The 25069-nt window shown below is 73.2% G+C and carries 24 protein-coding genes; 12 read left to right on the top strand and 12 right to left on the bottom strand.

Annotation, left to right across the window (positions count from 1 at the left end):
• A partial coding sequence (locus FM076_RS27965; protein ID WP_173873641.1) for a HelD family protein occupies positions 1-1594 on the top strand: 1594 nt, incomplete at its 5' end.
• Here the strand turns inward: FM076_RS27965 and FM076_RS27960 are convergent.
• Entirely contained in the window at positions 1571-1765 is a 195-nt protein-coding gene (locus tag FM076_RS27960) for a hypothetical protein (protein WP_173873640.1), read from the bottom strand. The two genes, FM076_RS27965 and FM076_RS27960, sit on opposite strands and share 24 nt — an antisense overlap.
• Positions 1766-1987: 222 nt before the next feature.
• Between FM076_RS27960 and FM076_RS27955 the strand changes: the two genes are divergently transcribed.
• Positions 1988-2230, top strand: a complete 243-nt coding sequence (locus tag FM076_RS27955) for a DUF397 domain-containing protein (protein ID WP_173873639.1) — start codon at positions 1988-1990, stop codon at positions 2228-2230.
• 236 nt (positions 2231-2466) lie between these two features.
• Entirely contained in the window at positions 2467-3369 is a 903-nt protein-coding gene (locus tag FM076_RS27950) for a helix-turn-helix domain-containing protein (protein WP_173873638.1), read from the top strand.
• A gap of 71 nt (positions 3370-3440) precedes the next feature.
• Here FM076_RS27950 and FM076_RS27945 read toward each other — a convergent pair whose 3' ends face one another.
• On the bottom strand, positions 3441-4259 hold the full coding sequence (locus tag FM076_RS27945) for an SAM-dependent methyltransferase (protein ID WP_173873637.1): 819 nt from the start codon (positions 4257-4259) through the stop codon (positions 3441-3443).
• A gap of 266 nt (positions 4260-4525) precedes the next feature.
• Positions 4526-4978, bottom strand: coding sequence for an ATP-binding protein (locus tag FM076_RS27940; protein ID WP_173873636.1), 453 nt, complete (start codon positions 4976-4978; stop codon positions 4526-4528).
• A 329-nt stretch (positions 4979-5307) separates the two neighbouring features.
• Between FM076_RS27940 and FM076_RS27935 the strand changes: the two genes are divergently transcribed.
• The 5 genes from FM076_RS27935 (at position 5308) to FM076_RS27915 (ending at position 10180) form a co-directional block, all read left to right on the top strand.
• A complete protein-coding gene (locus tag FM076_RS27935) occupies positions 5308-6165 on the top strand; it encodes a Scr1 family TA system antitoxin-like transcriptional regulator (protein ID WP_173873635.1) in 858 nt (285 codons plus the stop codon).
• Positions 6166-6169: 4 nt separating this feature from the next.
• Positions 6170-6433: a DUF397 domain-containing protein gene (locus FM076_RS27930; protein WP_173873634.1), complete on the top strand. Its 264-nt coding sequence runs from the start codon at positions 6170-6172 to the stop codon at positions 6431-6433.
• 40 nt (positions 6434-6473) lie between these two features.
• On the top strand, positions 6474-7298 hold the full coding sequence (locus FM076_RS27925; protein WP_173873633.1) for an SAM-dependent methyltransferase: 825 nt from the start codon (positions 6474-6476) through the stop codon (positions 7296-7298).
• A 101-nt stretch (positions 7299-7399) separates the two neighbouring features.
• Positions 7400-8221 (top strand): SAM-dependent methyltransferase, encoded by an 822-nt coding sequence (locus FM076_RS27920; RefSeq protein ID WP_173873632.1) that lies wholly within the window; start codon positions 7400-7402, stop codon positions 8219-8221.
• 120 nt (positions 8222-8341) lie between these two features.
• Complete coding sequence (locus FM076_RS27915; RefSeq protein ID WP_173873631.1) at positions 8342-10180, top strand: acyl-CoA dehydrogenase; 1839 nt, start codon at positions 8342-8344, stop codon at positions 10178-10180.
• A gap of 9 nt (positions 10181-10189) precedes the next feature.
• Here FM076_RS27915 and FM076_RS27910 read toward each other — a convergent pair whose 3' ends face one another.
• Positions 10190-11740: an FAD-dependent oxidoreductase gene (locus FM076_RS27910; protein ID WP_173873630.1), complete on the bottom strand. Its 1551-nt coding sequence runs from the start codon at positions 11738-11740 to the stop codon at positions 10190-10192.
• Positions 11741-12083: 343 nt separating this feature from the next.
• Between FM076_RS27910 and FM076_RS27905 the strand changes: the two genes are divergently transcribed.
• Positions 12084-12851 carry a DUF6227 family protein gene (locus tag FM076_RS27905; RefSeq protein WP_173873629.1) on the top strand — a complete coding sequence of 256 codons (768 nt, stop codon included), beginning with the start codon at positions 12084-12086 and terminating at the stop codon, positions 12849-12851.
• 152 nt (positions 12852-13003) lie between these two features.
• The gene (locus FM076_RS27900; RefSeq protein ID WP_173873628.1) at positions 13004-14335 is read left to right on the top strand and encodes a transglycosylase family protein; all 1332 of its coding nucleotides are present in this window, start codon (positions 13004-13006) and stop codon (positions 14333-14335) included.
• Here FM076_RS27900 and FM076_RS27895 read toward each other — a convergent pair.
• The 5 genes from FM076_RS27895 to FM076_RS27875 form a co-directional block, all read right to left on the bottom strand.
• Positions 14292-15023, bottom strand: a complete 732-nt coding sequence (locus FM076_RS27895; RefSeq protein WP_173873627.1) for an ATP-binding cassette domain-containing protein — start codon at positions 15021-15023, stop codon at positions 14292-14294. The genes FM076_RS27900 and FM076_RS27895 overlap by 44 nt on opposite strands.
• Positions 15020-16066, bottom strand: a complete 1047-nt coding sequence (locus FM076_RS27890; protein ID WP_243275125.1) for an ABC transporter ATP-binding protein — start codon at positions 16064-16066, stop codon at positions 15020-15022. Before FM076_RS27890 ends, FM076_RS27895 begins: the two co-directional genes overlap by 4 nt.
• A gap of 80 nt (positions 16067-16146) precedes the next feature.
• Entirely contained in the window at positions 16147-16998 is an 852-nt protein-coding gene (locus tag FM076_RS27885) for an ABC transporter permease (RefSeq protein ID WP_345945273.1), read from the bottom strand.
• Positions 16995-17987 (bottom strand): ABC transporter permease, encoded by a 993-nt coding sequence (locus FM076_RS27880; RefSeq protein ID WP_173873625.1) that lies wholly within the window; start codon positions 17985-17987, stop codon positions 16995-16997. Before FM076_RS27880 ends, FM076_RS27885 begins: the two co-directional genes overlap by 4 nt.
• Before the next feature lie 49 nt (positions 17988-18036).
• Positions 18037-19632, bottom strand: coding sequence for an ABC transporter substrate-binding protein (locus tag FM076_RS27875; protein WP_173873624.1), 1596 nt, complete (start codon positions 19630-19632; stop codon positions 18037-18039).
• A gap of 236 nt (positions 19633-19868) precedes the next feature.
• Between FM076_RS27875 and FM076_RS27870 the strand changes: the two genes are divergently transcribed.
• On the top strand, positions 19869-20690 hold the full coding sequence (locus FM076_RS27870; protein ID WP_173873623.1) for an SAM-dependent methyltransferase: 822 nt from the start codon (positions 19869-19871) through the stop codon (positions 20688-20690).
• Positions 20687-22864 carry an EAL domain-containing protein gene (locus FM076_RS27865; RefSeq protein ID WP_173873622.1) on the top strand — a complete coding sequence of 726 codons (2178 nt, stop codon included), beginning with the start codon at positions 20687-20689 and terminating at the stop codon, positions 22862-22864. Before FM076_RS27870 ends, FM076_RS27865 begins: the two co-directional genes overlap by 4 nt.
• A gap of 37 nt (positions 22865-22901) precedes the next feature.
• On the opposite strand, the gene FM076_RS27860 is transcribed toward FM076_RS27865, so the two are convergent.
• The 3 genes from FM076_RS27860 to FM076_RS27850 form a co-directional block, all read right to left on the bottom strand.
• Positions 22902-23837, bottom strand: coding sequence for an alpha/beta fold hydrolase (locus FM076_RS27860; RefSeq protein WP_173873621.1), 936 nt, complete (start codon positions 23835-23837; stop codon positions 22902-22904).
• A gap of 281 nt (positions 23838-24118) precedes the next feature.
• Positions 24119-24532: a DUF742 domain-containing protein gene (locus FM076_RS27855; RefSeq protein WP_173873620.1), complete on the bottom strand. Its 414-nt coding sequence runs from the start codon at positions 24530-24532 to the stop codon at positions 24119-24121.
• The gene (locus FM076_RS27850) at positions 24511-24942 is read right to left on the bottom strand and encodes a roadblock/LC7 domain-containing protein (RefSeq protein ID WP_173875064.1); all 432 of its coding nucleotides are present in this window, start codon (positions 24940-24942) and stop codon (positions 24511-24513) included. Before FM076_RS27850 ends, FM076_RS27855 begins: the two co-directional genes overlap by 22 nt.
• Positions 24943-25069 lie beyond the last annotated feature (127 nt).

Here is a 25069-nt window from a genome sequence, read left to right as displayed (position 1 = left end):
CTCCTCCGCGCTGACCAGCGACATCGTCGCCAGTGAGATCGAGCGGCCGCGCGTCGGTCCGATGCGGGACATCGTGGCCACCATCCAGCCCGAGCAGGACGACCTCGTCCGCTCCGGCCCTGACGGCTCGCTGTGCGTCCAGGGCGCCCCCGGCACCGGCAAGACCGCCGTCGGTCTGCACCGCGCCGCCTATCTCCTCTACACCCACCCCCGCCGGATCGAGCGCGGCGGCCTCCTGGTCGTCGGCCCCAACCAGGCGTTCCTGCACTACATCTCGGCCGTCCTGCCCTCCCTGGGCGAGGTGGGGGTACGCCAGTGCACCGTGCGCGACCTGCTGCCGGACCACCCGGTGACGGCCGAGGACAGCGCGGAGGCGGCCGAGCTGAAGCACAGCGCGCGCATGGCCGCGGTGCTGCGCCGCGCCCTCTACGCGCGGGTGCGCGTGCCGCGCGGCCCCGAGGACGCGGTGGCGGTGCCGGACGGCTCCTACCGGTGGCGGCTGGACGCGGCGGACCTGCGTGCCGTCGTCGCCGAGACGCTGGCGCAGGAGCCGCCCTACGAGGTCGGCCGGGAGCGGGTGCGGGCGCGCACCGTGGCGCTGCTGCGCGACCAGGCCGAGCGCCGCGCCGGACCGCCCGGCAACGAGTGGCTGCGCAGGATGGGGCGGAAGCGGGAGCTGACCGCCTTCCTCAACGCCGTGTGGCCGCGGGTGCGGCCCGAAGAGGTCGTCGCCGGGCTGCTGGGGGACGCGAAGGCGCTGGCGGCGGCCGCCGAGGGGCTGTTGAGCGAGGAGGAGCAGCGGCTCCTGCTGTGGGAGGGGCGCCGGCCGCGCACGCCGCGCTCGGCGCGCTGGTCGGAGGCGGACCTGCTGCTGCTGGACGAGGCGGCCGGGCTCATCGACCACCCGGAGGAGAGCTTCGCGCACATGGTGGTGGACGAGGCGCAGGACCTCTCCCCCATGCAGTGCCGTGTGCTGGCGCGCCGGAGCCGGTTCGGCTCGCTGACCGTGCTGGGCGACCTGGCGCAGGGCACCACGCCCTGGGCGGCGCGCGACTGGCCGGAGCAACTGGCGCACCTGGGCGTGCCCGAAGCGCCGGTGGTGCCGCTGACGACCGGGTTCCGGCTGCCGGCCGCGCTGGTGGAGGTCGCCAACCGGCTGCTGGACTCGCTGGAGGTACGCGTCCCCGCGGCGCGTTCGCTGCGCGCGGGCGGGGAGTTGGAGACGGTCCGGGTGCCGGCCGAGGAGGCGCTGCCGAAGGCGGTGGCGGAGCGTGTGCGCGCGGCGCTGGAGCGGGAGGGCTCCGTCGGGGTGATCGCCGAGGCGGGCCGGGTCGGTGGGCTGCGGGCCGCGCTGGAGCGGGCGGGGCTGCCCGCCGGTACGCCGGAGAGTGCCGACGCCGCGGAGCGGGTCACGGTGGTGGGGGCCGACCTGGCCAAGGGGTTGGAGTACGACCACGTGGTGCTGGTGGAGCCCGCCGAGATACTGCGCAGTGGGGTGCGGGGGCCGCAGCGGCTCTATGTGGCGCTCACCCGGGCCGTCTCACGGCTGGAGATCCTGCACGCGCGGCAGCTACCCGAGGCCGTGCGAGGGTGAGGGGGTCCCGGCTCCGGCCCCGGCGCGGGCGGGTCCGGCGAGGTCGCGGAGCCAGTCGGGCCGGTCGGCTATCTCCAGCAGCAGCAACAGCCGTGTGAGGGGGTTGTCCCAGTCGGAACCGTCGTCCACCGGGTCCGCTGTGGCGAGGGGGTCGGCGCCTGGTGTGGTCACTGGGGCTCCTGTAGACGGACGGAAGGCCGTGAACTCCGTGGTCCGGAAGCTGAGTTGAGTCCCCTGGGGACTCCGGGGGAAGTTCGACGGGCATTGTCGCGGGTCCGTACTTACTTCTGCAAGTACATCTGCAAGTACAGATGCAATCACGCTCGGCTGTGAGACGCTTCCTATGTCGCAACCGCCCACGGGGGAACGCAAGTGACGTAGGGAGAGACGTACATGCAGATCGAGAACGGCATCGAGGCCACCAAGATCGAAGGCGCGGTGTGGCGCAAGAGCCGCCGCAGCAACCCGAGCGGCAACTGCGTGGAGGTGGCCGCCCTTCCCGGCCAGGGCGTCGCCGTCCGCAACTCCCGCTTCCCGTCGGGACCGGCCCTGGTGTACACCCCCGCTGAGATCGCCGCCTTCGTCCAGGGCGCCAAGGACGGCGACTTCGACGACCTGCTGGAGGCCCAGGGCTGACCGGTGGGCCGGGCCGAGACCACGGCCCGGCCTCAGCCACCACGCAACACGGTGAGCGCCGCCGCCGCACGACACGGACGTGCGGCGGCGGTTCGCTTCTCCCGGCCATCTCCCCCGAGAGCCCCGGCGCCGCCCCGGCGCGAATCGGCCACGTAACCGGTATGGCTGTACGCCCGGTCCGCGCGGGTGGGACACTGAGCATCCGGACAGTCACTCAGGGAAGCAAGGCGGGCGCGATGGCAGCACAGCCGCGGCGCGAGGCGTCGCCCGGACGCATCCTGGACCACCCGCGGGGTGGTCCGACGATCCTGCGGATCGTCCTGGGCACCCAGCTGCGCCGGTTGCGCGAGGAGCGGGGCGTCTCCCGGGAGGCCGCGGGGGAGGCGATCCGCGGCTCGCACGCCAAGATCAGCCGCCTGGAGCTGGGCCGCGTCGGCTGCAAGGAACGGGACGTCGCCGACCTGCTGACCCTGTACGAGGTGTGGGACCCGCAGGAGCGCGAGGAGTATCTCGCCCTCGCCCGCCAGGCCGGCAGTCCCGGCTGGTGGCAGAAGTACAGCGATGTGCTGTCGCCGTGGTTCGATCGGCTCATCGGCCTGGAGGAGGCCGCCGCCGTCATCCGTACGTACGAGGTGCAGTTCGTGCCGGGGCTGCTGCAGACCCGCGACTACGCGTGCGAAGTCATCCGGCTCGGCCACCCGCGCGACGACAAGCAGCGCAGCGAGCGCCGGATCGCCCTGCGCATGGAGCGTCAGGCGATCCTGGAGCAGCCGCACGCCCCGCGCCTGTGGGCGGTGATGGACGAGGCGGCGCTGCGCCGCCCGCTGGGGTCGCGGGAGGTGATGCGGGCCCAGATCGAGTATCTGATCGAGGCGGCCCGGCGGCCCAACATCACGCTCCAGATCGCCCCGTTCAGCATGGGCGGCCTCGCCGCGGCCGGCGGCCCCGTCACCATCCTGCGGTTCCAGGAGCCGGATCTCCCCGACATCGTCTACCTCGAACAGCTCACCAGTTCCCTGTACCTGGACAAGCGGGACGAGGTGGAGGGCTATCTGGTGGTCATGGACCGTCTGTGCGCCATGGCCGAACCCCCGAACGAGACGGCGGCGTTCCTGGAGAAGCTGCTGAGCGAGTACTGACGCCGCCCGCCTGGCGCCCACGGCCGGGCACGCCCGCCCAGGAGCCGCCGGCCCCGGTACGGCGGAGCCGCTCAGGGCTTGCGCGCCACACCTCCGTACTCGAACCACACCTGCGGCTCCCGGCGGCCGCACAGCTCCGAGTCGGGCCGCCAGTCGTTGATCTCGACCAGCCCCGGATCCAGCAGGACGAGCCCCGCGAAGTAGGCCGCGACCTCGTGGGGTTCCCGCACCCGGCCCCACTGGCCCCTGGTGCTGGTGTCCATGAAGTCGGTGACGAAGTCCCGCACCTCCGCCTCGTGGCTCACCAGCTGGTTCAGCACGACGAAGCTGCCGGAGGGCACCCTCTCCAGGGCGCGGCGCACCAGGGCCGCCGGGTCGGCGGCGTCCGGGATGCAGTGCATCACGGAGACGAAGAGCAGCGCGACGGGCCGGGACGGGTCGATGAGGCGGTCCACTTCGGGGCTGTCGAATATGGCGTCGGTGTCCCGCATGTCGGCCCGTATCACCGCGGTGCGCCGGTCCTCCTCCAGCAGGGCGCGGCCGTGGGCGAGGACGATGGGGTCGTTGTCGATGTAGACGACCCGGGCCCCGGGATCGACCCGCTGGGCGACCTGGTGGACGTTGTCCTGCGTGGGCAGCCCTGAGCCGTGATCGAGGAACTGGCGCACCCCGTACTCCTCGGCCAGGACGCGGACGACGCGGCGGAGGAAGCTGCGGTTGTCCAGGGCGAGCGCCCGGGTGCCCGGCACCTTCTCGTCGAGTGCCGCGACCGCCTCCCGGTCCACGGCGTAGTTGTCCTTGCCGCCCAGATAGTGGTCATACATCCGGGACACGCTGGGGACGGTGACGTCCACTCCGAAGTCGCGGTCCGCGGCTGGTTCTTCCCGCATTGGTGCCCTACACGCTCCCCGTGCATCCGCGCACCGTGCCGACGCGTGCGCCTGCCGTCGGGGAAGCATGACACGCCACGACCGGTCTGGACCACGTCAACCGGCGTCTTGGGTAAGGGAATCGGCGTGCCGCACCGTACATACCAGGAGGTTCCAGGGCACTCGCGGCGCCCCTCCACGGCACTCCGGCGGGCACGCGTCCGCACCGGAGGCCGGGTCGGTCCGGGATCCGCCGGTCCGGGATCAGCCGGCGCGGCCGGGACCCGCTAGGCCGTCCCCAGCTCCGCCCACACGACGCGCCCGCACCGGGCGCCCCGCGCGGAGACGCCCCACCGCTCCGCGAGGGCGCCGACGAGCTGGAGGCCGCGCCCGTTCACCTCGTCCGCCGTCGCGCTCCGCGGCTGGGGGGCGCAGGACTGCGTGCCCTCGTCGGTGACCTCGATGCGCAGGCGGGTGCTGTCCAGGTGGATCCAGCACCCTATGCGGGTGGTGTCGGTGTGCAGGACGGCGTTGGTGACGAATTCCGAGATCACCAGTTGCGCCGTGTGACCGAGATCCTCGGGCAGGCCCCAGTGGTGCAGGTGGGCCCTCAGCCGGGCCCGGGCGCGGGCGACGGAGGAGGCGTGCGCGGGGAGCTCGAACCCCTCCTGCCGCGCTTCGTCGAGGACGGCGGCCGAGGACGGGGGGGCGAACTGTGCAGGGGGGTACGAGGAGGCCACGGGCGAATCGCCTTCCGTCTACCTGTGGGGAGAGGGGACGGCTGCCGGCAGGTACTCCGCACGGGGCACGGGCGCACCGGCGCAGATGCGTCCGCGCCGCAGGGCTCCCGCTGGCTGGCCCTCCGACGGCGCGGTCGATGCTGCGCGGCTCCCGTGCCGCAGCCTCATGAGCTGGGTCACGCTCCTCACTATGCGCAGCAACTTTCACAGATGGCAAGAGGAGTTCTGCAATTCGCAGAATCGAATGGGCAGTATGGCTGCTGCACGGCAGCCATGGCACACTGCTGACGCGTCAGGGTCCGCTAGGGGAGGCAGTCGAGGAGGCAGTAGTGGCCGAGGCCCGTTCCGCGCCAACCGTGGGGCAGATAGTGCTCGGGCTGCGGCTGCGCGATCTGAGGGAGCGCGCGGGCTGCTCCTTCGCCGACGCCGCGCACGCACTCAGCGTCAACACGACCACGGTGCGTCGTATGGAGAAGGCGGAGGTCGGCCTCAAACCGCCGTACGTGGAGAAGCTGCTGCGCGTCTACGGCCTCTCCGACGAGGAGATCAGCTCGTTCCTCTCCCTGGTGGACGAGGCGAACCGGCCGGGCTGGTGGCACAGCTTCCGCGACGTGCTGCCGACCTGGTTCAGCCTCTACGTCAGCCTGGAGGGTGAGGCCAGCCTCATCAGGGCGTACGAGCCGCACTGCGTTCCCGGGCTCCTCCAGACGGAGGCCTACGCGCGGGCGCTGCTGCGCACCGGTTTCCCGGCCGCCGACGAGGACGAGCTGGACCGGCGGGTCCAGCTGCGGATGGGCCGCCAGCGGCTGCTGGACGGTCCCGACGCGCCGGTGCTCTGGGCCGTGCTCGACGAGCAGGTGCTACGGCGTCACGTGGGGTCCCCCGCGGTGATGCGCGAGCAGCTCGACCACCTCATCGAGATGTCCAGACGGCAGAACATCACGATCCAGGTCATTCCGTTCACCTCGGGTGCGCACCCGGGGATGTTCGGTCCCTTCCAGCTGTTCCGCTTCGACATCCCGGAGCTTCCGGACATCGTCTACACGGAGAGCCTGACGGGCGCCGCGTACCTGGACCAGCGTCCGGACACCGCCGCCTATCTGGAGGTGCTGGACCGCATGGGCGCGCAGGCCGCGCCAGTACCACACACCGAGGCCCTCCTCGGTGAGATCCGCAAGGAGTTTTAGAACCATGGGTCATACAGGCCACACCCGCCCCCACATATACAACGGTATGCCTGCGAAGAACCTCGGCACCGAGGGCTGGCAGAAGCCCTGGAGCGGTCCCAACGGCGGCAGCTGCGTGGAGGCGATGAAGCTCGGCGACGGCCGTGTCGCCCTGCGCCAGTCCACCGATCCGGAGGGCCCGGCGCTGATCTACACCACCCACGAGTTCGAGACCTTCCTCAGGGGCGCCAAGCAGGGCGTGGCCGACTTCCTGCTGGCCTCCGACTGACCCACCCCGCCCACCGGGCACCGGAGAACGGAGAGGCCGCATGACAGCGGAGGGGCAGATCCCCGGGATAGACACCACTAAGCCGCACTCGGCACGGATGTACGACTACTACCTCGGTGGCAAGACCCACTACGAGGCGGACGTCCAGGCGGCCGAGGCGGTGCTGGCCACCGTTCCGTTCGCGGGTGCCATGGCGCGGGCCAACCGCGACTTCATGATCCGGGCCACCCGGTGGCTGGTGGGGCAGGCCGGCGTCCGGCAGTTCCTGGACATCGGCAGCGGCATCCCCACCGAGCCCAACCTCCACCAGGTGGCGCAGTCGGTGGCGCCCGAGACACGCGTCGTCTACACCGACAACGACCCCATCGTGCTGCAGTACGCGCAGGCGCTCCTGCACAGCACGCCGCAGGGCCGTACCGCCTACCTCCAGGCGGACGCCGCCAAGCCCGAAACGATCCTGGACTCGGGCGAGCTGCGCTCCACCCTCGACCTGAGCCGGCCGGTGGCCCTCTCGGTCAACGCGCTCTTCCACTTCGTGCCCGACGACTGGGGCCCCTACGAGATTCTCGCCGGGCTGATGGACCGCCTGCCGTCCGGCAGTTACCTGTGCCTCTCGCACGCCACGGCGGAAGTCGACGATCCGGAGCTGGCCGAGCTGGGCCGGAAGGTCGAGGAGATCTACGCGAAGGGCGGGACGACGCTCAGGCTGCGGGAACGCACCGGGATCGCGCGCTTCTTCGACGGACTCGAACTGGTCGACCCCGGCCTCGTCATGGCCCACCACTGGCGCCCGGAACCCGGTCAGGTCACCGAGCTGGAGGAGGGACAGCCCAGCATGCTGGCGGGGATCGCCCGCAAGCCCTGACCGGCCCGGCCAGGGGACGACGCACCACGGACCGGACGACGACCACACCGGACCGGAGGCGACCGCACCGGGACCGGACGACGACACACAGGGGGAACCGCGTGTCCGACCAGCACAGCGCGCCACCGATCGGCACGACCCAGCCGCACGCGGCGCGGATGTACGACTACTACCTCGGTGGCAAGACCCACTACGAGGCGGACGTCGAGGCGGCCGAAGCCGTGATCGCCCAGCTGCCCGAGATCGTCACCGCGGCCCGCGCCAACCGGCACTTCATGGGGCGGGTCACCCGCACCCTGGCCGCCGAACACGGGGTGCGGCAGTTCCTGGACGTCGGCACGGGCATCCCCACCGAGCCCAACCTCCACCAGATCGCCCAGTCGGTGGCGCCGGAAGCCCGGGTGGTCTACACCGACAACGACCCGATCGTGCTGCAGTACGCGCACGCCCTGCTGCACAGCACACCGCAGGGCCGTACCGCCTACCTGCACGCGGACGTCACGCGGCCGGGGACGATCCTGGCCTCGGCGGACCTGCGCGAGACCCTCGACCTGAGCCGGCCGGTGGCCCTCTCGGTCAACGCCCTCCTCCACTTCGTACCCGACGAGCAGGACCCCCACGAGATCCTCCGCACCCTGCTGGAGCCCCTCGCGCCCGGCAGTTTCCTGTGCCTGACCCATGGCGTCGCCGACCTGCCCGACGCGGACATCTCCCACCGGGTGGGCGAGGCCGTCGAGATCTACCGGCGCGGCGGCACCGCGCTGGTGCCCCGGACCCGGGAGCAGGTGGCGCGGTTCTTCGCGGGGCTGGAGCTCCTCGAACCCGGTCTGACCCAGGCCCATCTGTGGCGGCCCGACGCCACCACCGAGCGGCTCCCGGAGGGCACACTGACGCTGCACGCCGGGGTGGCCCGCAAGCCCTGACGCCGTCCCCGGCCCCCGGCAGGGCCGTTGACAGGGACGGGCCCCGGAGCCGAGCATAAGCAAGCGCTTAGCCACTGCCGAGCGCCGCTGCTCGCCGCCCCCGGGGATCGGAAGACCGCCATGGCCACACCCGCACCGCTCCTGTCCCGCCGCGACCTCGCCTTCCAGCTCTACGACTGGCTGGACGTCGCGGCGCTGACCCGGCGCGCCCGTTTCGCCGAGCATTCCCGGGAGACCTTCGACGACGCCCTCGACCTGAGCGAACGCATCGCCGCACGGCACTTCGCGCCCCACAACAAGCGCAACGACCAGGAGGAGCCCCGCTTCGACGGCGAGCAGGTGCACACCCACGAGGAAGTGGCCGAGGCGCTGAGCGTGTTCGCCGGCTCGGGACTGCTCGCGGCGGCCATGGACGAGGAGTTCGGCGGCATGGGCCTGCCGCACACCGTCACCACCGCCTGCTTCGCCTTCTTCCAGGCGGCCAACGTGGGCACGGCCGCGTACCCGTTCCTCACCCTCGGCAACGCGCGGCTGCTGTGCGCCCACGGCTCCCCGGAACAGATCGACACCTTCGTACGCCCGATGCTGGACGGCCGGTTCTTCGGCACCATGTGCCTGTCCGAGCCGCAGGCGGGCTCCTCACTGGCGGACGTGGCGACCCGGGCCGAGCCGCGCGCTGACGGCACCTACCGGCTGTTCGGCACCAAGATGTGGATCTCCGGCGGCGACCACGAGCTGGCCGAGAACATCGTGCACCTCGTCCTCGCCCGCGTCCCCGGCGGCCCGCCCGGGGTCAAGGGCCTCTCCCTCTTCATCGTCCCCAAGTACCTGGTCGCGCCGGACGGCACCCTCGGAGAGCGCAACGACGTGGTGCCCGCAGGGCTCAACCACAAGATGGGCTACCGGGGCACCACCAACACGCTGCTCAACTTCGGCGAGGGCGTCCGCCACCGGCCCGGCGGTCAGGCCGGTGCCGTGGGCCACCTGGTGGGCGAGGAGCACCGGGGGCTGGCGTATATGTTCCACATGATGAACGGCGCCCGCATCGGCGTCGGCGCGGGCGCGATGGCGCTCGGCTACACCGGCTACCTCAAGTCCCTCGCCTACGCCCGCGAGCGCCCGCAGGGCAGGCCGGTGGCCGCCACGGGCAAGGACGCCGCCGCCCCGCAGGTGCCCATCGCCGAGCACGCCGACGTCCGCAGGATGCTGCTGGCCCAGAAGTCCTATGTGGAGGGTGCGCTGGGGCTGCTGCTGTACTGCGCGCGCCTGGTGGACGAGCAGCACTCGGCGGACACCGCGGAGGAGCGCGCACACGCCGGGCTGCTGCTGGACGTGCTGACGCCGATCGCCAAGAGCTGGCCGTCCCAGTGGTGCCTGGAGGCCAACAGCCTGGCCATCCAGGTGCACGGCGGCTACGGCTACACCCGCGAGTACGACGTCGAGCAGCACTACCGCGACAACCGCCTCAACCCCATCCACGAGGGCACGCACGGCATCCAGGGGCTCGACCTGCTGGGCCGCAAGGTGGTCCGGGACGGGGGCGCGGGGCTGCGGGCGCTGGGAGAGGCCGTCGAGGAGACGCTGCGGCGCGCGGAGGCCGCCGGCGGGGAGGCGGCGCGCCTGGCCGCGGCACTGCGCGCGGCCTGGGAGCGGGTCACCGCCGTGACGGCGCGGCTGTGGGCGGGCGGCGACCCGGCGGTGGCGCTGGCCAACTCCTCCGTCTACCTGGAGGCCGTCGGCCATGTGGTGGTCGCGTGGATCTGGCTGGGCCAGTTCCTGGCCGCTGGGCGGGAGGGGGCGCCCGGTGGCGACGGCGGCGAGGGGGAGGCGTTCCTGCGCGGCAAGCGGCAGGCGGCGCGGTACTTCTTCCGCTTCGAACTCCCCCGCACAGGCCCGCAGTTCGACCTGCTCGCATCCCTGGACACGCTCGTTTTGGAGACCGAACCCGACTGGCTGTGAACCGGCGGCTCAGTCCTCCCCCAGGTCCCGCTGCTCCAGCGGCCGGGTCGCCGGGCCCTGTATCACCGAGCCGTCGGTGCCGAAGCGGGAACCGTGGCAGGGGCACTCCCACGCCGCCTCCGCGTCGTTGAACCGCACCAGGCAGCCCAGGTGCGTACAGCGCGGCGAGACGGCACGCACCTCGCCCTCCGGGGTGCGGTGCACCGCGCAGCGCCGGCCCCGCACCCGCACGATGGCGCCCGTGCCCGGAGGGATCTCGTCCACCGAGTCCACGTAACTGGGACGCAGCCGGTCGCCGACGAAGCGGCGGGCCACGGCCGACTGGAGCCGCAGCGCCTTCGCCCCCTCGCGGGGACGAATCCTGACCGGGTCGTAGAGCCGCGCCCAGGGCGGCAGCGGTTCGCCGGTGAGGTGCGCGGCGAGCAGCTGCCCGGCCAGCACCCCCGAACTCATCCCCCAGCCGCCGAACCCGGTGGCGACATAGGTGTGCTGGGCGGCGGCGTGGAAGCGGCCGATGTAGGGCACGCGGTCGGCCGTCTCGTTGTCCTGGGTGGCCCAGCGGTGGGCGAGGCGTGCCCGGGGGAAGCGCTCGTACGTCCAGGCCGCGAGCCGCTCGTAGCGTGCCGCGACGGCGCCGATGCCGGGGGTGCCCGGGGTGAACGTCTCACCGGTGACGATCAGCAGCCGCTGCCCCTCCCCGAACGGGTAGGGCGCCGTGCGCACCGAGCGGGTGCCGCGCTCCGGGGACAGATAGGCGCCCCTCGGGTCCTCCTCGGCGGGCAGCAGCGCGGAGATGACCAGTTCCCGGCGCGGCTGGAGGCGGGAGAACATCAGCGCCCTGTCGAAGACCGGGTAGTGGGTGGCCACCACCACGTCGCGGGCGGCGACCTCTCCCCCGTTCTCGGCGGTCACCACGCACGGTTCGCCCTCGTCCAGCGCGACGACGCGGGTGCGCTCGTGCAGCAGCCCGCCGTGCCGCCGGATGTCGTCGGCCAGCGCCAGCAGGTACTTGCGGGGGTGGAACTGTGCCTGGTCCTCGACGCGGACGGCGGCGCGCACCGGGAACGGCAGGCCCGTCCCGGTGACGAACGAGGCGGCGAGCCCGGCCTCGGCCGCCGCCGCGGCCTCCTCGCGGACCTCGTCCTCGTGCTCAGCCGACTCCACGTAGGTGTAGGCTGGCACCCGCTCCAGTTCGCAGTCGACGCCCAACCGGGCGCAGACGGCGGCCAGGTGGTCGACGGCGCCCTGCTGGGAGAGGGCGTAGTGCCGGGCCGCCTCCTCGCCCCGGTCGGCGCGCAGCCAGCTGTAGGACAGCCCGTGCAGCGCCGACAGCTTGGCCGCGGTGTGGCCGGTGACGCCGGCGGCGAGCCGGTCGGATTCCAGCACGGCCACGCTCCGCCCGGCGCGGGACAGTTCCCACGCCACCGACAGACCGGCGATGCCGCCGCCCACGACGGCGACGTCCACTTCCAGGCGGCTGTCGGGCGGCAGGGGCGGACACGGCGTTCCGGCCGCGGAGAGCATCCAGTAGGACTCGTATCCGACGGGCAGTGTGGTCACCGCAGCACTCCCTTCAGCCGCGGTCGCGCCGCGCGGGGCGGCCTCGCCGGGCGTGGTGGTCACGGCACAGGACCATGCCGCCGGGCTCCCGCCGCCCCGGCCGGTGGCCGTCGCGCGGGAACCGGAGAAGACGGTGCCCCCGCAGACCGGTGATTCCCGCTGGCACGGGTTTCATCCCCGCCGCACCACCGAAGGGTGAGGGGGTTTCGGCTGAAAAAACGCTTCCTCGGAAGGTTTCCGTCAGCGGAATTCCGCCAACTCCTCCCGCTCACCGCACTCGGAGCGCTACGGTGTGTGCGCGCGGGGACGGTCGGTTGTCAGCAGCACGCCGGGAGGGTCCGCGATGGGCGACAAAGCTCACCTGACTCCTGCTCACCATCTCGAGGAACTGCTGGCGCGTGCCCAGAACCCGTTCGACGTACCGGACGAGACGCTGGAGCGACTACGCAGCGCGGTGATGTTCCAGGTCGAACTGTACGGCTGGCGGCACCGCAATACCCCGGCGCCCGCGCTGCGATGCAGCAGTTTCCGCCATGTTTTCCTGCTCGCCGACGGCAGCAGCCTGCTGCTGTGGGAGCTGTGCTACGACACCCCGGACGGCACCGGCGAACTGCACGAGGTGTACGACAACGCCGAGGCGCTGCGCCGCTCCGAACGCCGCGTGCACCGGCGGATGGGCGGGACCCAGGAGCCGGAGGGCACCGTCCGCGGCCCGGTCGCCTCCTTCGACTTCCTGGCCGGCACGGGCGGGACGGCGTACGCCCGCCGGGAGTACCCGGAGAGCGACTCGCCCGAGCACGCCCGACGGCTGCTGCGCCGCGCCGAGAACCCCGACCGGCCGGGCCAGGAGACGCTGCGGCTGCTCTCCTCCGCGCTGGGCCACCACATCACGCATGTCCCCAAACCACGGGTGCACCCCGAGGACTGGCAGGTGTGGTGCGCGGTCTACGAGCACGCCTTCCTGCTCGCCGACGGCAGCGAGGTGAGCCTGTACGAGCTGGAGCACAACATGACGGGCAGCGGCCGGCTGGTGTGCGAGGTGTACCTGACCGAGTCCGTCGCCGACCAGGCCGCACACCGCCTCGCCCGCGAACGGGGCCTGGACCTGTGACCCCCGCCGGGCCCCACAGCCCGCCGGCCGCGCCACCGCACGCATCGCCCCCGCGTCCGCCGCACCCTTCGTCCCCGCACCCCTGACCCGCGCATCCCCGACACCACCGGCCCCGCTCGCCCGTGGGCCGCCGACCACCGGAGGAACCGGTCATGTCCGCACGTGGGCGCCACCGCCGACCCCAGCCACGCTCCGCCGCACGCGTCTCCTTACGGATGACCGCCGGCGGCGCGGGCCTCGCCCTGCCCCTCGCCGCGGCCCAGGTCGCGCACTCCGCGCCCCAGGACGTGTGGGAGAAAGTGGCCGCGTGCGAGAGCAGCGGCAAGTGGGACGTCAACACCGGCAACGGCCACTTCGGCGGCCTCCAGTTCACCCAGAGCACCTGGGACGCCTACGGCGGCCGTGCCTACGCCCCGCGGGCCGACCTCGCCTCCAGGAGCGCCCAGATCGCGGTCGCGCAGAAGGTGCTGGCCGGTCAGGGACCGGGAGCCTGGCCCCACTGCGGGCCCCGCGCGGGGCTCTCGCGCGGGGCGGCCGAGCCCGCCGCCGCGGCCTCCCGTACGGGCCGGGCTCCGCGCGGGGACCGGGCGGAGCCCGGAAAGAAGCAGGCGGACGAGGCCGCGGCCGAGCGGGCCCGGGTGAAGGCGGACCGCGCCAGGGCGGAGCGGCTCAAGAAGCAGACGACCTACGAGGTCGTCAGCGGTGACACGCTGTCCGCCATCGCCGACGCCCAGAGCGTGGAGGGCGGTTGGCGCCGCCTCTACGACTGGAACCGCCCCACCGTCGGCGACGACCCCGATCTCATCCTGCCCGGCCAGCGTCTGCGGACGACGGGCCCCTCGCGGAAGACCGCGCGCGAGCCCGCCCGGGACGGCCGGACCGCGTCCCCGGCACCCCGGCAGAAGGCCCCCCAGCAGCAGGACCAGCGACGGAAGGCCGCACAGAAGGAGGCAGCGCGGAACGAGACCCCGCGGAAGGAGACCCCGCGGAAGGAGGCGCCTCGGCAGAAGACACCGCAACGGCAGGCGCCCCGGAAGCAGGAGGCCCGGCAGCAGGCACCGCGGCACCGGCCCGCCTCCGGTGCCACCGCCCCCGTGGCGGGCGTCGGCCCGAGCACCCCCTACCGGGCGGCGGGCAGCAGCTGGTCGTCCGGCCACCACACGGGGGTGGACTTCCCGGTCTCCACCGGCACCACCGTGCGGGCGGTGGCCGACGGCACGGTCGTCGCGGCCGGCTGGGGCGACGCCTACGGGTACCAGGTGGTGATCCGCCACCGCGACGGCAGGTACAGCCAGTACGGCCACCTCTCGGCGATCTCCGTGCGCTCCGGCCAGTCGGTGGGGACGGGGCAGCGGATCGGGCGCTCGGGCGCGACGGGCAACGCCACGGGCCCGCACCTCCACTTCGAGATCCGTACGGGCCCCGGCTACGGGAGCGACATCAACCCGCTGACGTATCTGCGGGAGCGCGGCGTGCGGATCTGAGGGCGGTGCCCGCCTCCGCACCGGCCGCCATCTCCACCGTGCGGTCGCACCAGCGCTCCAGCAGCGTGCGGTCGTGGCCGACGGCCAGCAGCGCGGCGCCGGAACGCTCCCGGTAGTCCTCCACCACGGCGACGAGGGCCGCCGTGGTGGAGGCGTCCAGCATGGCGGTCATCTCGTCGCAGACCAGCACCCGGGGCCGCAGGGCCAGCGCGCGGGCGAGGCAGGCGCGCTGCAACTGGCCGTCGCTCACCTCGTGGGGCCGGCGGGCGAGGAGGTCGCCGCCTAGCCCGACGGACCGGGCCAGCTCCTCGGTGCGGCCGGCCGCCTCGGCCCGGCGCCCGGTGGCGCGCAGCGGTTCGGCGATCAGCGAGGCGAGGGTCAGCCGGGGGTCGGCGGCGAGGCGGGGCTGCTGGAAGACGACGCCGACAGCGGTGCGCTGGGCGCGCGGCGCCCGGTGCCGGAAGCCCCGGGCCGGTGCCCCGCCGAGGTGCACGGTGCCCGCGAAGGGGCGGTGCAGCAGGGCGGCGACCTTCGCCAGGGTGGACTTCCCGCAGCCGCTGGGCCCCAGCAGCCCGACGGCCTCCCCCTCCCCGACGGTCAGGGACACGCCGCGCAGCACCGGTGCCGCGCGGTCGTACCCGGCGGTGATCTCCCGCAGTTCCAGCGCGGGCGGCGTCGGCCGTGTCACGCCCTGCTCCCTTCCGGCTGTCGCGTCCCGTCGGCGTCATCGCCGCCGGCGGTGCCGTAGGGGCCCGCTGCGCCGGGCGTGCCGTCGGTGTCGGGCGCCGTGGCGATGTCGTGGCCGGACTCCTGCGCGGTGTCCGTGGCCGTCACCGGGTGGTGGCAGGCCACGCCGCCGGTCAGCGCGGGCACGGTGGCGCAGGCGTCGCTCGCGCGGGCGCAGCGCGGGGCGAAGGCGCAGCCCTCGGGCAGGTCGCCCAGCTCGGGCGGCATGCCGGGGATGGGGGCGAACGCCCGCTCGGGGAGCGCGTCCAGCAGACCGCGCGCGTACGGGTGGCGGGGGCCGGGCGAGCCGAAGAAGTCCGCCGCCGCGGTGAGTTCGGCCACGCGGCCCGCGTACATCACCGCCACCCGGTCCGCGATGCGCTCGGCCGCGGCCAGGTCGTGGGTGATGATCAGCAGTCCGCACCCGTCCTCGGTGTGCGCGCGCAGCTCGTCCACCGTGCGCTCCACCAGGTCGCGGTCGAGGCCGGTGGTCGGCTCGTCGGCCAGCAGCAGCGGGGCGTCCCCGACGAGGGCGAGCGCGGTGGCGGCCCGCTGGGCGAGCCCTCCGGAGAGCTGGTGCGGGTAGCGGTCCAGGTGGTCGGCGGGGAAGGCGGCACGCCCGGCTGCGGCGAGGGTCGCCTCGGCCAGCTCGCCCCTCTTCCTCCCGGTGAGTTCCCGCACGGTCTCGGCCAGTTGGGAGCGCACCGTGCGGACGGGGGTCAGATGGGCGGCGGGGCTCTGCGGGACGAGGCCGACGCGCCGCCCGCGCACGGTGCGGGCGAGGGTGGCCTCGTCGGCGGCGAGCAGATCGAGCGCGTCCCGCGCGCCGGGCCCGGACAGCAGTGCCCTCCCGCTGACGTACGCGTTGCGGGGCAGCAGCCCCAGCAGCGCGGAGGCCAGCACCGACTTGCCGCAGCCGCTCTCCCCGACCAGCGCCAGGCACTCGCCGGGCGCCAGGTCGAACGAGACGTCGCTGACGGCGGCGATCTCCCGTCCGCCGCTCATCCGGAAGCGTACGGACAACTCGCGTACCGACAGCAGGGGCCGCCCGCCGGGGGATCCGCCGTCCTTCTGGGGTGCCTGGCTCACAGCATCAGCTCCGATCGGCGGCGGGGGTTGATCCTCTCCCGCCATACGCCGGCCAGGCCCGCGATGGCGAGGGTGGGGATGATCAGGAACAGGCCCGGGAAGAGCGTGGGCCACCAGTCGCCGGCCAGCAGCGTGCCCCGCGCGCCCTGGATCATGTTGCCGAGGCTGGCGCGGTGGGTGGGCAGGCCCAGGCCCAGGAAGGAGAGCGCCGACTCGTGCCAGATGGCGTGCGGCACCATCAGCACGGCGGCGAGCCCCGCCTGGGGCAGCACGCCGGGCAGCAGGTGCCGGACGCCGACCCGCCAGCGGGAGGCGCCGCCGGAGACGGCGGCGTCGACGAAGTCGCGGGAGCGCAGGGAGAGCACCTCGGCCCGTACGATCCGCGCGGTGGACAGCCAGTGGGTGAGTCCGACGGACACGACGACGGGCCACACACCGGGACGGAACATGGCGACGATGAAGATGCCCAGCAGCAGATGCGGTACGGAGGAGAAGACGTCCACGACGCGCATCACCATCCGGTCCGTCCTGCCGCCCGCCGCCCCGGCCGCGGCGCCGACGGCGGTGCCGATCACGGTGGCGGTCAGCGCCGCGACGACGCCGACGAGCAGGGAGACCCGCAGCCCGTAGACGCAGCGCAGCAGCACGTCCCGGCCCACGTCGTCGGTGCCGAACGGGTGGGCGGGGGAGGGCGCCTGGAGCTTGTGGGCCATGTCCACGGCCTGCTCGTCCAGCGGGAAGAGCAGCGGCACCAGCACGACCGCCACCAGCACGGCGACGACCACACCGGCACTCGCGCGCACCCGCAGCGCGCGGCCGAGTCGCGGTGACAGTGCCTGGGAACTCACATCTCCTCCAGGGCCACACGCGGATCGGCCAGCCCGTACAGCAGGTCGGAGAGCAGGTTGCCGAGGAGGACCGCCACCGTGGCCAGGGTGGTGAGGGCCGCCAGCAGCGGGAAGTCGGTGGCGGTGGCGGCCTCCACGGTGGCCGAGGCGATGCCCGGCCAGCTGAAGACGGTCTCCACCAGCAGCGCGCCGGTGATGAGTTCGGGCACGCGCGAACCGACCAGCGTGAGCACGGGCAGCAGCCCGGAGCGCAGCGCGTGCCCGACCAGCACGGTGCGCTCGGCCAGGCCGCGGGAGCGCGCCCCGCGCACCGCGTCCTCCTCCAAAGCGTCGCCCACGCCCTGCCGCACGTAGAGCAGGAACCAGGGCACCTGGGAGACGCCCAGCACCAGCGCGGGCAGCGCGAGGTGGCGCAGCAGCGCGCCCGCGGTGACGACATCGCTGCCGCTGTCGGTGAGCCCGCCCGCCGGAAGGACACCGAGCTGGACGGCGAAGAGCCAGATGCCGAGCAGCCCGAGCCAGAACGGGGGCGCGGCCTCCAGGGTGTAGGAGAGCGAGGTGACGGTCCGGTCGAGCAGGCCGCCCCTGCGGCGCGCGGCGGCCACCCCGAGGACCGTGCCGACGAGGACCGCGAAGGCGAAGCCGACCGCGCACAGCAGCACCGACCAGCCGAGCCGCTCGCCGATGACCTGCGCCACGGGCTGCCGCAGCGAGGTGGAGTCGCCCAGATCACCGGTCAGCGCGCCGGTGAGCCAGTCCCACCAGCGCTCCCAGAACGGCCCGTCCACGTTCAGGTTCCGCCGCAGCTGGTCCAGCGTCTCCTGCGAGGCGCTGAGGCCCGCCGAGCCGGCGTACTGCTGGACGGGGTCGAACGGGGAGGCGGCGGCCACCGCGAAGACGCCGAACGTGACGGCCGCCAGCACCGGTACGGCGGCCAGCAGCCGCCGCCCCACCAGCCGGCCCACGGCCCGTATGACAGTGCGCTTCATGCGGGGCACCGCCCCACGGGGCCCGCCGCGCAGCGCAAGAGCGGCCCCCTCACTTCTTCGGCTGCCAGTCCTGGACGTTCCACCAGGGGCCGGCGCCGATGCCGTGGTCGTGCGGCTCGATCTGGGTGGTCAGGCCCCGCCACTTGTCGTCGATCACGTAGACGTGGTCGATGTGGGTGAGGAAGGTGTAGCCCGGGTTCTTCGCCAGGGCGCGCTGGGCCTTGTCGTAGGCGGCCTCGCGGACCTTGGGGTCGCGGCTGCGGCGGGCGGTGTCGAGCTGCTCGTCGACCGTCTTGTCGTGGTAGTAGCCGAGGTTGTTCCAGCCGTCGCCGATCTGCGAGGAGTGCAGCGTCGGGTAGAGGTCGAAGTCGGGGTCGGCGGGGAAGCCGTTGCCCATCAGCATCGCGTCGTGCTTGAGCTTGGGCCGGACGACCTCGCGGCTGCCGGCCTGGACCTTGACGTCGATGCCGGCCTTCTTCGCGTCGGAGGCGTAGGCCAGGGCGTGGTCCTGGCGGAGCTTGTCGCCGGAGAAGTACCAGAGGGTGAAGGCGGCGCGCTCGCCGTCCTTCTTCCGGATGCCGTCCTTGCCCGGTTTCCAGCCCGCCGCGTCCAGGATCTTCCGGGCGCGCTTCAGGTCGTGGGGCCGCTCGGTGCCCTTGGCGAACCAGGGGCTGTCGGTGGGCAGCGGCCCGTAGGCGGGCTTGCCCGCGCCGTTGAGGACGGACTTGACCATGGCCTTGCGGTCCACGGCCAGGTCGAGGGCGCGACGGACGGCCTTGTCGCCGGTGACGGGGTTGTCCGTGGGGAGGGTGACGGCGCGGTAGTCGGCGGTCTTGGCGCTGAAGGTGCGCTTGCCGGGGTCCTTCTCGTACGCCTTGGCGAGGTTCGGCGGCAGGATGGCGCCGTCGAGGTCGCCGGAGCGCAGCCGGGTGGCGCGCACATCGTCGTCCTCGATGACGGCGACGGTGAACCGCTTGATCTTCGGCCTGCCGCCCCAGTAGTGCGGGTTGGCCTTGAAGCTGAGCTTCTCGCCCTTGCGCCAGCTGGTGAGGATGTAGGGGCCGGTGCCGACGGGCCTGGTGTTGTACGAGCCGGTGTTGACGTCGGTCCTGGAGGCCACGGCCTGGGACGCGATGGGAAGCACGGTGCGCTCGGCGAACGCGGCGTAGGGGTACTTGAGGTGGAAGACGACCTTGTGCCTGCCCTCGGCGCGGACGCTGTCGAGCGCGTCCAGCTCGCCCTTGGAGGGGTTGTTGGTCTTCTTGTCGAGGATCGTCTCGTAGGTGTAGACGACGTCCCTCGAGGTGAACGGCTTGCCGTCGCTGAAGGTGATGCCCTTGCGCAGGTCGAAGGTGTAGGTCCGGCCGTCCTTGCTCACCTTCGGGAGGCGGGTGGCGAGCGCGGGCCTCAGCCGCATCCGCGCGTCGTGGGTCAGCAGGCCGTCGAATATCTTGGAGTTGCCCTCCTTGCCGTAGCCCAGCAGCGGGCTGAGGGTCTCCGGTTCCTGCGCGACGCCGACCGTGAGCACGTCCGTGCCGCTGCCCGAGCCGTCCCCGTCACCGGGGGCGGAACACGCCGCCGCCGAGGCGAGGACGACGGCGGCGGCCGCCGCGGCGGTGGCTGTCCGTACCGTCCGGGCAGTCATCTGTGGCACACTCCTTGTTAAAGATCACACGCTCTTGCACATCGCTCGCAATAAGCACGATTAAATCATGGCGCGAGCCGGTGACCTATGCCCCGATACCTCCCGGCCGGGTCCTCGCCACGCGGGCAAGATCCAGCCCCAGTAACGCTGTTTCCTTCCACGCGCCACCGAAGGGTCAGTAGCCTCATGTGCCCGGCCGGAACGCGCCGGTGGAAGAGCGAGCTGGAGACCCCTCGATGGAACGTCCTGCCTGGGCCCCCCATGGCATCGATCTGGCGGTACCGAGCGTGTCGCGGATGTACGACTACTACCTCGGCGGTTCCCACAACTTCGAGGTGGACAGGGAGGCGGCACGGCGGGCGATGCGGGCCTGGCCGGGGCTGCCGAAGATCATGCAGGCGAACCGGGCGTTCATGCGCCGGGCAATCCGCTTCGCGGTCGGGGAGGGCGTCACCCAGTTCCTCGACATCGGCTCGGGCATCCCCACCTTCGGCAACGTCCACGAGGTGGCGCACGCCCTGGACCGCGGCGCGCACGTCGTCTACGTCGACCACGACCCGGTGGCGGTCGCGCACAGCCGCGCGGTGCTGGAGGGCGACAAGAGGGTCGGCATCGTCTCGGCGGACTTCCGCTCCCCGCAGGACATCCTCGACAGCCCCGAGGTCGAGGAACTGCTGGACCTGGACCGGCCCGTCGCGCTCATGCTCGTCGCGCTGCTGCACTTCCTCGAGGACCGCGACGAGCCCGCCAAGTGCCTGGCCGAACTGGCCCGGCGGCTGGCCCCGGGCAGTCTGCTGGTGCTCACCCACGCCTCCACGGAGACCGGGCCTCGGCACGACGGCGGAGCCGGCCTGCGGCAGGTCTACAGCACGGCGAGCGCCCCCCTGGTGTTCCGGACCGACAACGAGATCCAGCGGTTCTTCGAGGAGTTCGAGATGGTCGAGCCCGGTCTGGTCCCGGTGCCCTGCTGGCGCCCCGACAGCCCACCGGAATACGAGGACGCCGCCGTCTTCAGCGGGTACGCGGGAGTGGGCCGCAAACCGGGGCGCGCCGCGTGACCTCCCAGGGCCGGCGCGAGGAGCCCGAGGAGGGCGGCGACGGCGGCGAGGACGGACTCCGCCGCTTCGCGAGGATCTGGAGCCGCGCCGTCTACCCGGCGACCCCGACCTCGCTGACGCGGGCCGAACTGGAGGACCTGCTCCACCCATTGGCCACCCGGCTGGGCGAGGCCCTGCACGCCCAGCCCTTCAGCCCCGCACCCGGCCGTGAGGTCGGCGAGGTGCTGGTGAACGAGGCCCACTGCACCAGCCCGGACGCCCTGCCGCACATCCTCGGTGTCGTCGAGTCCTATCTCGTCCTCTACGCCGGCACCTCGGCACCCGCCCCGGGCACCCCCGGCGCGCTCGGCGTGGACGAGGCCCGCTCCCGCTGCGCCCGGCTCCAGCACGCCATCGCCGCCGGGTTCTCCCTCGCCGTACGCGAACGCACCCTGGCCGAGCAGGAGGCGCTCTCCCGGGCCGCACTGGCCGCGCAGACAGCCGTCGAGGAGGCCCTGCACGCCTCGGAGACCCGCTTCCGCGCCGTCTTCGAGGACGCCACCCTCGGCATCGGCATCGCCGACATGAACGGCCGGCTCCGGGACGCCAACGGGGCGCTGGCCAGGATGTTCGGGCGCTCCGAGGAGGAGATGCGCCGCCGCAACATCAACGACTGGGTGCATCCGGACGACGCCCCCGAGGTGTGGCGGCTGCACCGCGAGCTGGCCGCCGGACGGCGCGACCACTTCCGCGTGGAGAAGCCCTACCAGCGGCCCGACGGCACGGTGCTGTGGACGAACCTGACCGTCTCGCTGCTGCGCGACGCCGAGGGCGAACCCCGCTACCAGCTGGCCCTGATGGAGGACATCACCGAACGCCGCCTGCTGCACCTGCGGCTGCGCTACGAGGCCACCCATGACGAGCTGACCGGGCTGCCCAACCGGACGCTGTTCGCCGAACGCCTGGACCGCATCCTCTCCCCGCAAGGCGGTGTGCGCCGCTTCGGGCTCTGCTACCTGGACATCGACGGCTTCAAGACCGTCAACGACAGCCTGGGGCACGCGGTCGGCGACCAGTTGCTCGTCGCGGTCGCCGAACGGCTCCAGTCGTGCACCACCGCGCCCGCGCACCTGGTGGCGCGGATCGGCGGTGACGAGTTCGTGGTCCTGATGTCGGACCCGGAGGACACCGAGGAGATCACCTGCCTGGCGCGGTCCCTGCTGGCGGCGCTGGCGACGCCGGTCTCGGTGGACGGGCGGGAGCTGTCCGTCCGCGCCAGCATCGGCATCGTGGAGGGCTCCCCCGGCCGACTGGAGCCCGCCGAGGTGCTGCGCAGCGCCGACATCACCATGTACCGGGCCAAGGACGCGGGCGGCAACCGGTTCGAACTGGCCGACCCGGACTCCGAGGCCCGCGCCATCGACCGTCACATCCTCACCAACCATCTGCCCGGCGCGCTGGAGCGCGACGAGTTCTTCCTGGAGTACCAGCCGCTGATCCGGATGAGCGACGGACAGGTGGACGGCGCGGAGGCCCTGGTGCGGTGGAAGCACCCGGTGCACGGGCGGCTGGGCCCTGACCGGTTCATCCCGCTGGCCGAACACACCGGGCTGATCGTGCCGTTGGGCCGGTGGGTGCTGGAGCAGGCCGTCGCCCAGGCGTGCACCTGGGCGGGCGGCCGGCCGCTGCGCGTCAACGTGAACCTCTCCCCCCGGCAGCTGCACCACCCCGACCTGGTGCCGGACACCGTCGCGGTGCTGGAGTCCGCCGGTGTGGCGCCCTCGTCGCTGTGCCTGGAGGTCACCGAGTCCGCACTGATCAGCGCGGACGAGGACGAGCTGAAGCCGCTGTGGCAGCTGGCCGAACTGGGCGTGGACATCGCCCTGGACGACTTCGGGACCGGCTACTCCAACCTCGCCAACCTGCGCAGGCTGCCCGCCACCACCCTCAAGCTCGACCGCTCCTTCACCCAGGGGCTGCAACGCCACCCGGCCGATCCGGTGGACGTCACCTTCGTCGAGGGCATCGTCTCGCTGGCGCACGCGCTCGGCCTGGCAGTGACCGTGGAGGGCGTGGAGACGGAGAGCCAGGCCGACCAGCTGCGTGCGCTGGGCTGCGACACGGCGCAGGGCTGGTACTACGCGGCCCCCTCCTCACCCGGCGAGTTCGCCAAGGACTGGGCCAGGACGGGCTGACGCGCGGGGCGGGCGGGGCGGACGGCCGCCTGCCCGGTCACGGCCCCAGGTCGAGGTGGCTCTCGAACCACTCCACCAGGTCCGCCTCGACCTCGTCCCGGTTCGTCTCGTTGAGGATCTCGTGCCGCGCGCCCTCGTAGGCGCGCCAGCTCAGATCGCGCGTGCCCAGGTAGCGGAAGTCCTCCAGCAGCTCGTTGACGAGCGTCATCCGCTGGTTGCACGGGTCCAGTTCCCCGACGGCGATGTGGACGGGCAGCTCGCGGGGGATGCGGGCGAACTGCTCCGGGTCGTTGATCTTGCGGTTGGCCAGCACCCAGTCCCAGGACAGCCCGGCGCTGAAGGAGAAGCCGCAGCGCTCGTCGGCGGCGTAGGCGTCCACCTCGCCCTCGTCCCGGGAGAGCCACTCGTAGCCGGTGCGGTGCGGGAAAGGGTCGTTGAACGAGGCGAACAGCTCACCGGTGAAGCCGGAGGGCGCGTTCCTGCCCCTCTCGGTGATCTCCCGCTCCAGCCGCTTCAGGGCGCTCTCCACCTCGCAGCCGGGCAGCGAGCGGAAGGTGCCCGAGAGCACCAGCCCGGACAGCCCGGCGCCGTACTCCTGCGCGTAGTCACGGGCCAGCTGGGAGCCCATGCTGTGCCCGAGCAGGAAGAAGGGGGCGTCCGAGGGCATGCGGGCGCGCGCCCGGTCCCCGATCTCCTTCAGATCGTCGACCGTGGCACGCCAGCCCTCGTCGCCCACGGCCCCGTACCCGCCCGTGTGGGCCGCCGTCCCCCCGTGGCCCCGGTGGTCGGAGGCGACGACGGCGTAGCCGTTCGCGGTCAGGCGGCGGGCGAACCGGTCGTAGCGCTGGGCGTGTTCGGCGGCGCCGTGCGCGAGCTGCACCAGGGCGCGCACATCGCCCTCGGGCAGCCAGGTGTAGGTGGCCACCGGTGTCCCGTCCGCCACGGTCGTGAAGTCGTCCCGCCGCTCCGCCACGTGAAGCCCCTTCCGGCTCGCCCGTCACCCGGGGCGCGGCCCGTCACACCGCGCGCAGGCGGCAACCGTAGCGGGAGGCGCGGTCCGCGTGAAGGAGGCGGCGCTCGGGCGGCGGCGCGCGCCCCACGAGCCGTCGCCGCCGATGCCTCGCCGCTGCCGGTGACCGCCCCCGACACCACCGCCTCCCACGGCACGAGCCGGTACGGGTTCCCGGGGCCATCCGGGTTCCGGGGCCGTCCGGGCCGGCGGCCTCCGCCGAACGGTGGGACGGACGGCCCTCCTCAGAGCCGCTTGCGCAACCCCGCCAACACGGCCTCCAGCAGCTCCCGTTCGGCGTCACCCGAACCGGACCCGGCACCGGCCGGGGCCCCGGCCCCGCCACCGGTCCGGCACCCGGCCGCCGTCGGGGCCCGCACCGTGACGGCCCCCCACTCGGCCAGGTCCGCGAGCAGGACCTTGGTGACGACGACGGGCAGCCGTACGCGGGCCGCGAGTTCGGCCACCGCGACCGGCGTCCCGGCACACAACCGGAGGAGCCGCGCGTGCTCGGGCCCGACATAGCGCTGCGGCCGGTCGCCGGTGGCCAGCGCGAGACTGGTCGGCTCCAGCACGCCACCGGGCCTGGTGCGCCCATTGCTGGCCGTGTACGGCCGCACCAGGTGCCCCGCGCTCCTCACCGGGCCCCGGAGGGCCATGCCGGAGCCGGCGGGAGGGGCCGAACCCGCTCGGCGAGCACCCCCATCTCATGGGCCAGCACGGCGGCGTCCGCCTCACGCCGGGCCAGCGCCGCCAGGCACATGTCCGGGTCCGCCCGCGCGACACACAGCAGCGAGCGGTCCAGCTCCACCACCACCTGCCGCACCCCGTCGCCGCCGGCCATCCGCGTCCCGAAGCCGCGGGCCAGCGAGTAGAGCCCCGAGGCGAGCGCGGCCAGCGGGTCGGCGGTGTCCGGATCCAGCCCGTACGCGGCCTTCACCAGGCCGTCCGCGGAGAACAGCACCGCACCGGCCGCGTGCGGTACCCGTCGCACCAGGCCCGCCAGCAGCACGGAGAGAGCGGTCTCCTCCTCCGTACGGTGCTGCTGCGCGAGGGCTTCACTCACCATGGTCACGTTCTTCTCCTCGGTGCGGTGGAGTGGTCGTACCGGGGTGCGGGGAACGGGTCGCGTGCGCGCGGGCGCCGCCGTCGCCACGGCGGAAGGCGGCCACCAGTCCCGGCTCGCGCCCTTCCCG

Source organism: Streptomyces albus subsp. chlorinus (assembly GCF_013302895.1).
In the GTDB taxonomy this organism is placed as follows: domain Bacteria; phylum Actinomycetota; class Actinomycetes; order Streptomycetales; family Streptomycetaceae; genus Streptomyces; species Streptomyces chlorinus.
The sequence above is the reverse complement of the archived record's forward strand: the minus strand, read 5'-3'. Positions and strand labels throughout refer to the sequence as shown.

What these genes read in the sequence shown, in the direction of transcription:
- FM076_RS27925 (WP_173873633.1), top strand. Translation starts at nt 6,474, where the DNA reads ATGACAGCGGAGGGGCAGATCCCCGGGATAGACACCACTAAGCCGCAC.
- FM076_RS27955 (WP_173873639.1), top strand. Translation starts at nt 1,988, where the DNA reads ATGCAGATCGAGAACGGCATCGAGGCCACCAAGATCGAAGGCGCGGTG.
- FM076_RS27890 (WP_243275125.1), bottom strand. Translation starts at nt 16,066, where the DNA reads ATGAGCGGCGGACGGGAGATCGCCGCCGTCAGCGACGTCTCGTTCGAC.
- FM076_RS27905 (WP_173873629.1), top strand. Translation starts at nt 12,084, where the DNA reads ATGGGCGACAAAGCTCACCTGACTCCTGCTCACCATCTCGAGGAACTG.
- FM076_RS27915 (WP_173873631.1), top strand. Translation starts at nt 8,342, where the DNA reads ATGGCCACACCCGCACCGCTCCTGTCCCGCCGCGACCTCGCCTTCCAG.
- FM076_RS27875 (WP_173873624.1), bottom strand. Translation starts at nt 19,632, where the DNA reads ATGACTGCCCGGACGGTACGGACAGCCACCGCCGCGGCGGCCGCCGCC.
- FM076_RS27870 (WP_173873623.1), top strand. Translation starts at nt 19,869, where the DNA reads ATGGAACGTCCTGCCTGGGCCCCCCATGGCATCGATCTGGCGGTACCG.
- FM076_RS27880 (WP_173873625.1), bottom strand. Translation starts at nt 17,987, where the DNA reads ATGAAGCGCACTGTCATACGGGCCGTGGGCCGGCTGGTGGGGCGGCGG.
- FM076_RS27900 (WP_173873628.1), top strand. Translation starts at nt 13,004, where the DNA reads ATGTCCGCACGTGGGCGCCACCGCCGACCCCAGCCACGCTCCGCCGCA.
- FM076_RS27855 (WP_173873620.1), bottom strand. Translation starts at nt 24,532, where the DNA reads ATGGCCCTCCGGGGCCCGGTGAGGAGCGCGGGGCACCTGGTGCGGCCG.
- FM076_RS27850 (WP_173875064.1), bottom strand. Translation starts at nt 24,942, where the DNA reads ATGGTGAGTGAAGCCCTCGCGCAGCAGCACCGTACGGAGGAGGAGACC.
- FM076_RS27950 (WP_173873638.1), top strand. Translation starts at nt 2,467, where the DNA reads ATGGCAGCACAGCCGCGGCGCGAGGCGTCGCCCGGACGCATCCTGGAC.
- FM076_RS27945 (WP_173873637.1), bottom strand. Translation starts at nt 4,259, where the DNA reads ATGCGGGAAGAACCAGCCGCGGACCGCGACTTCGGAGTGGACGTCACC.
- FM076_RS27930 (WP_173873634.1), top strand. Translation starts at nt 6,170, where the DNA reads ATGGGTCATACAGGCCACACCCGCCCCCACATATACAACGGTATGCCT.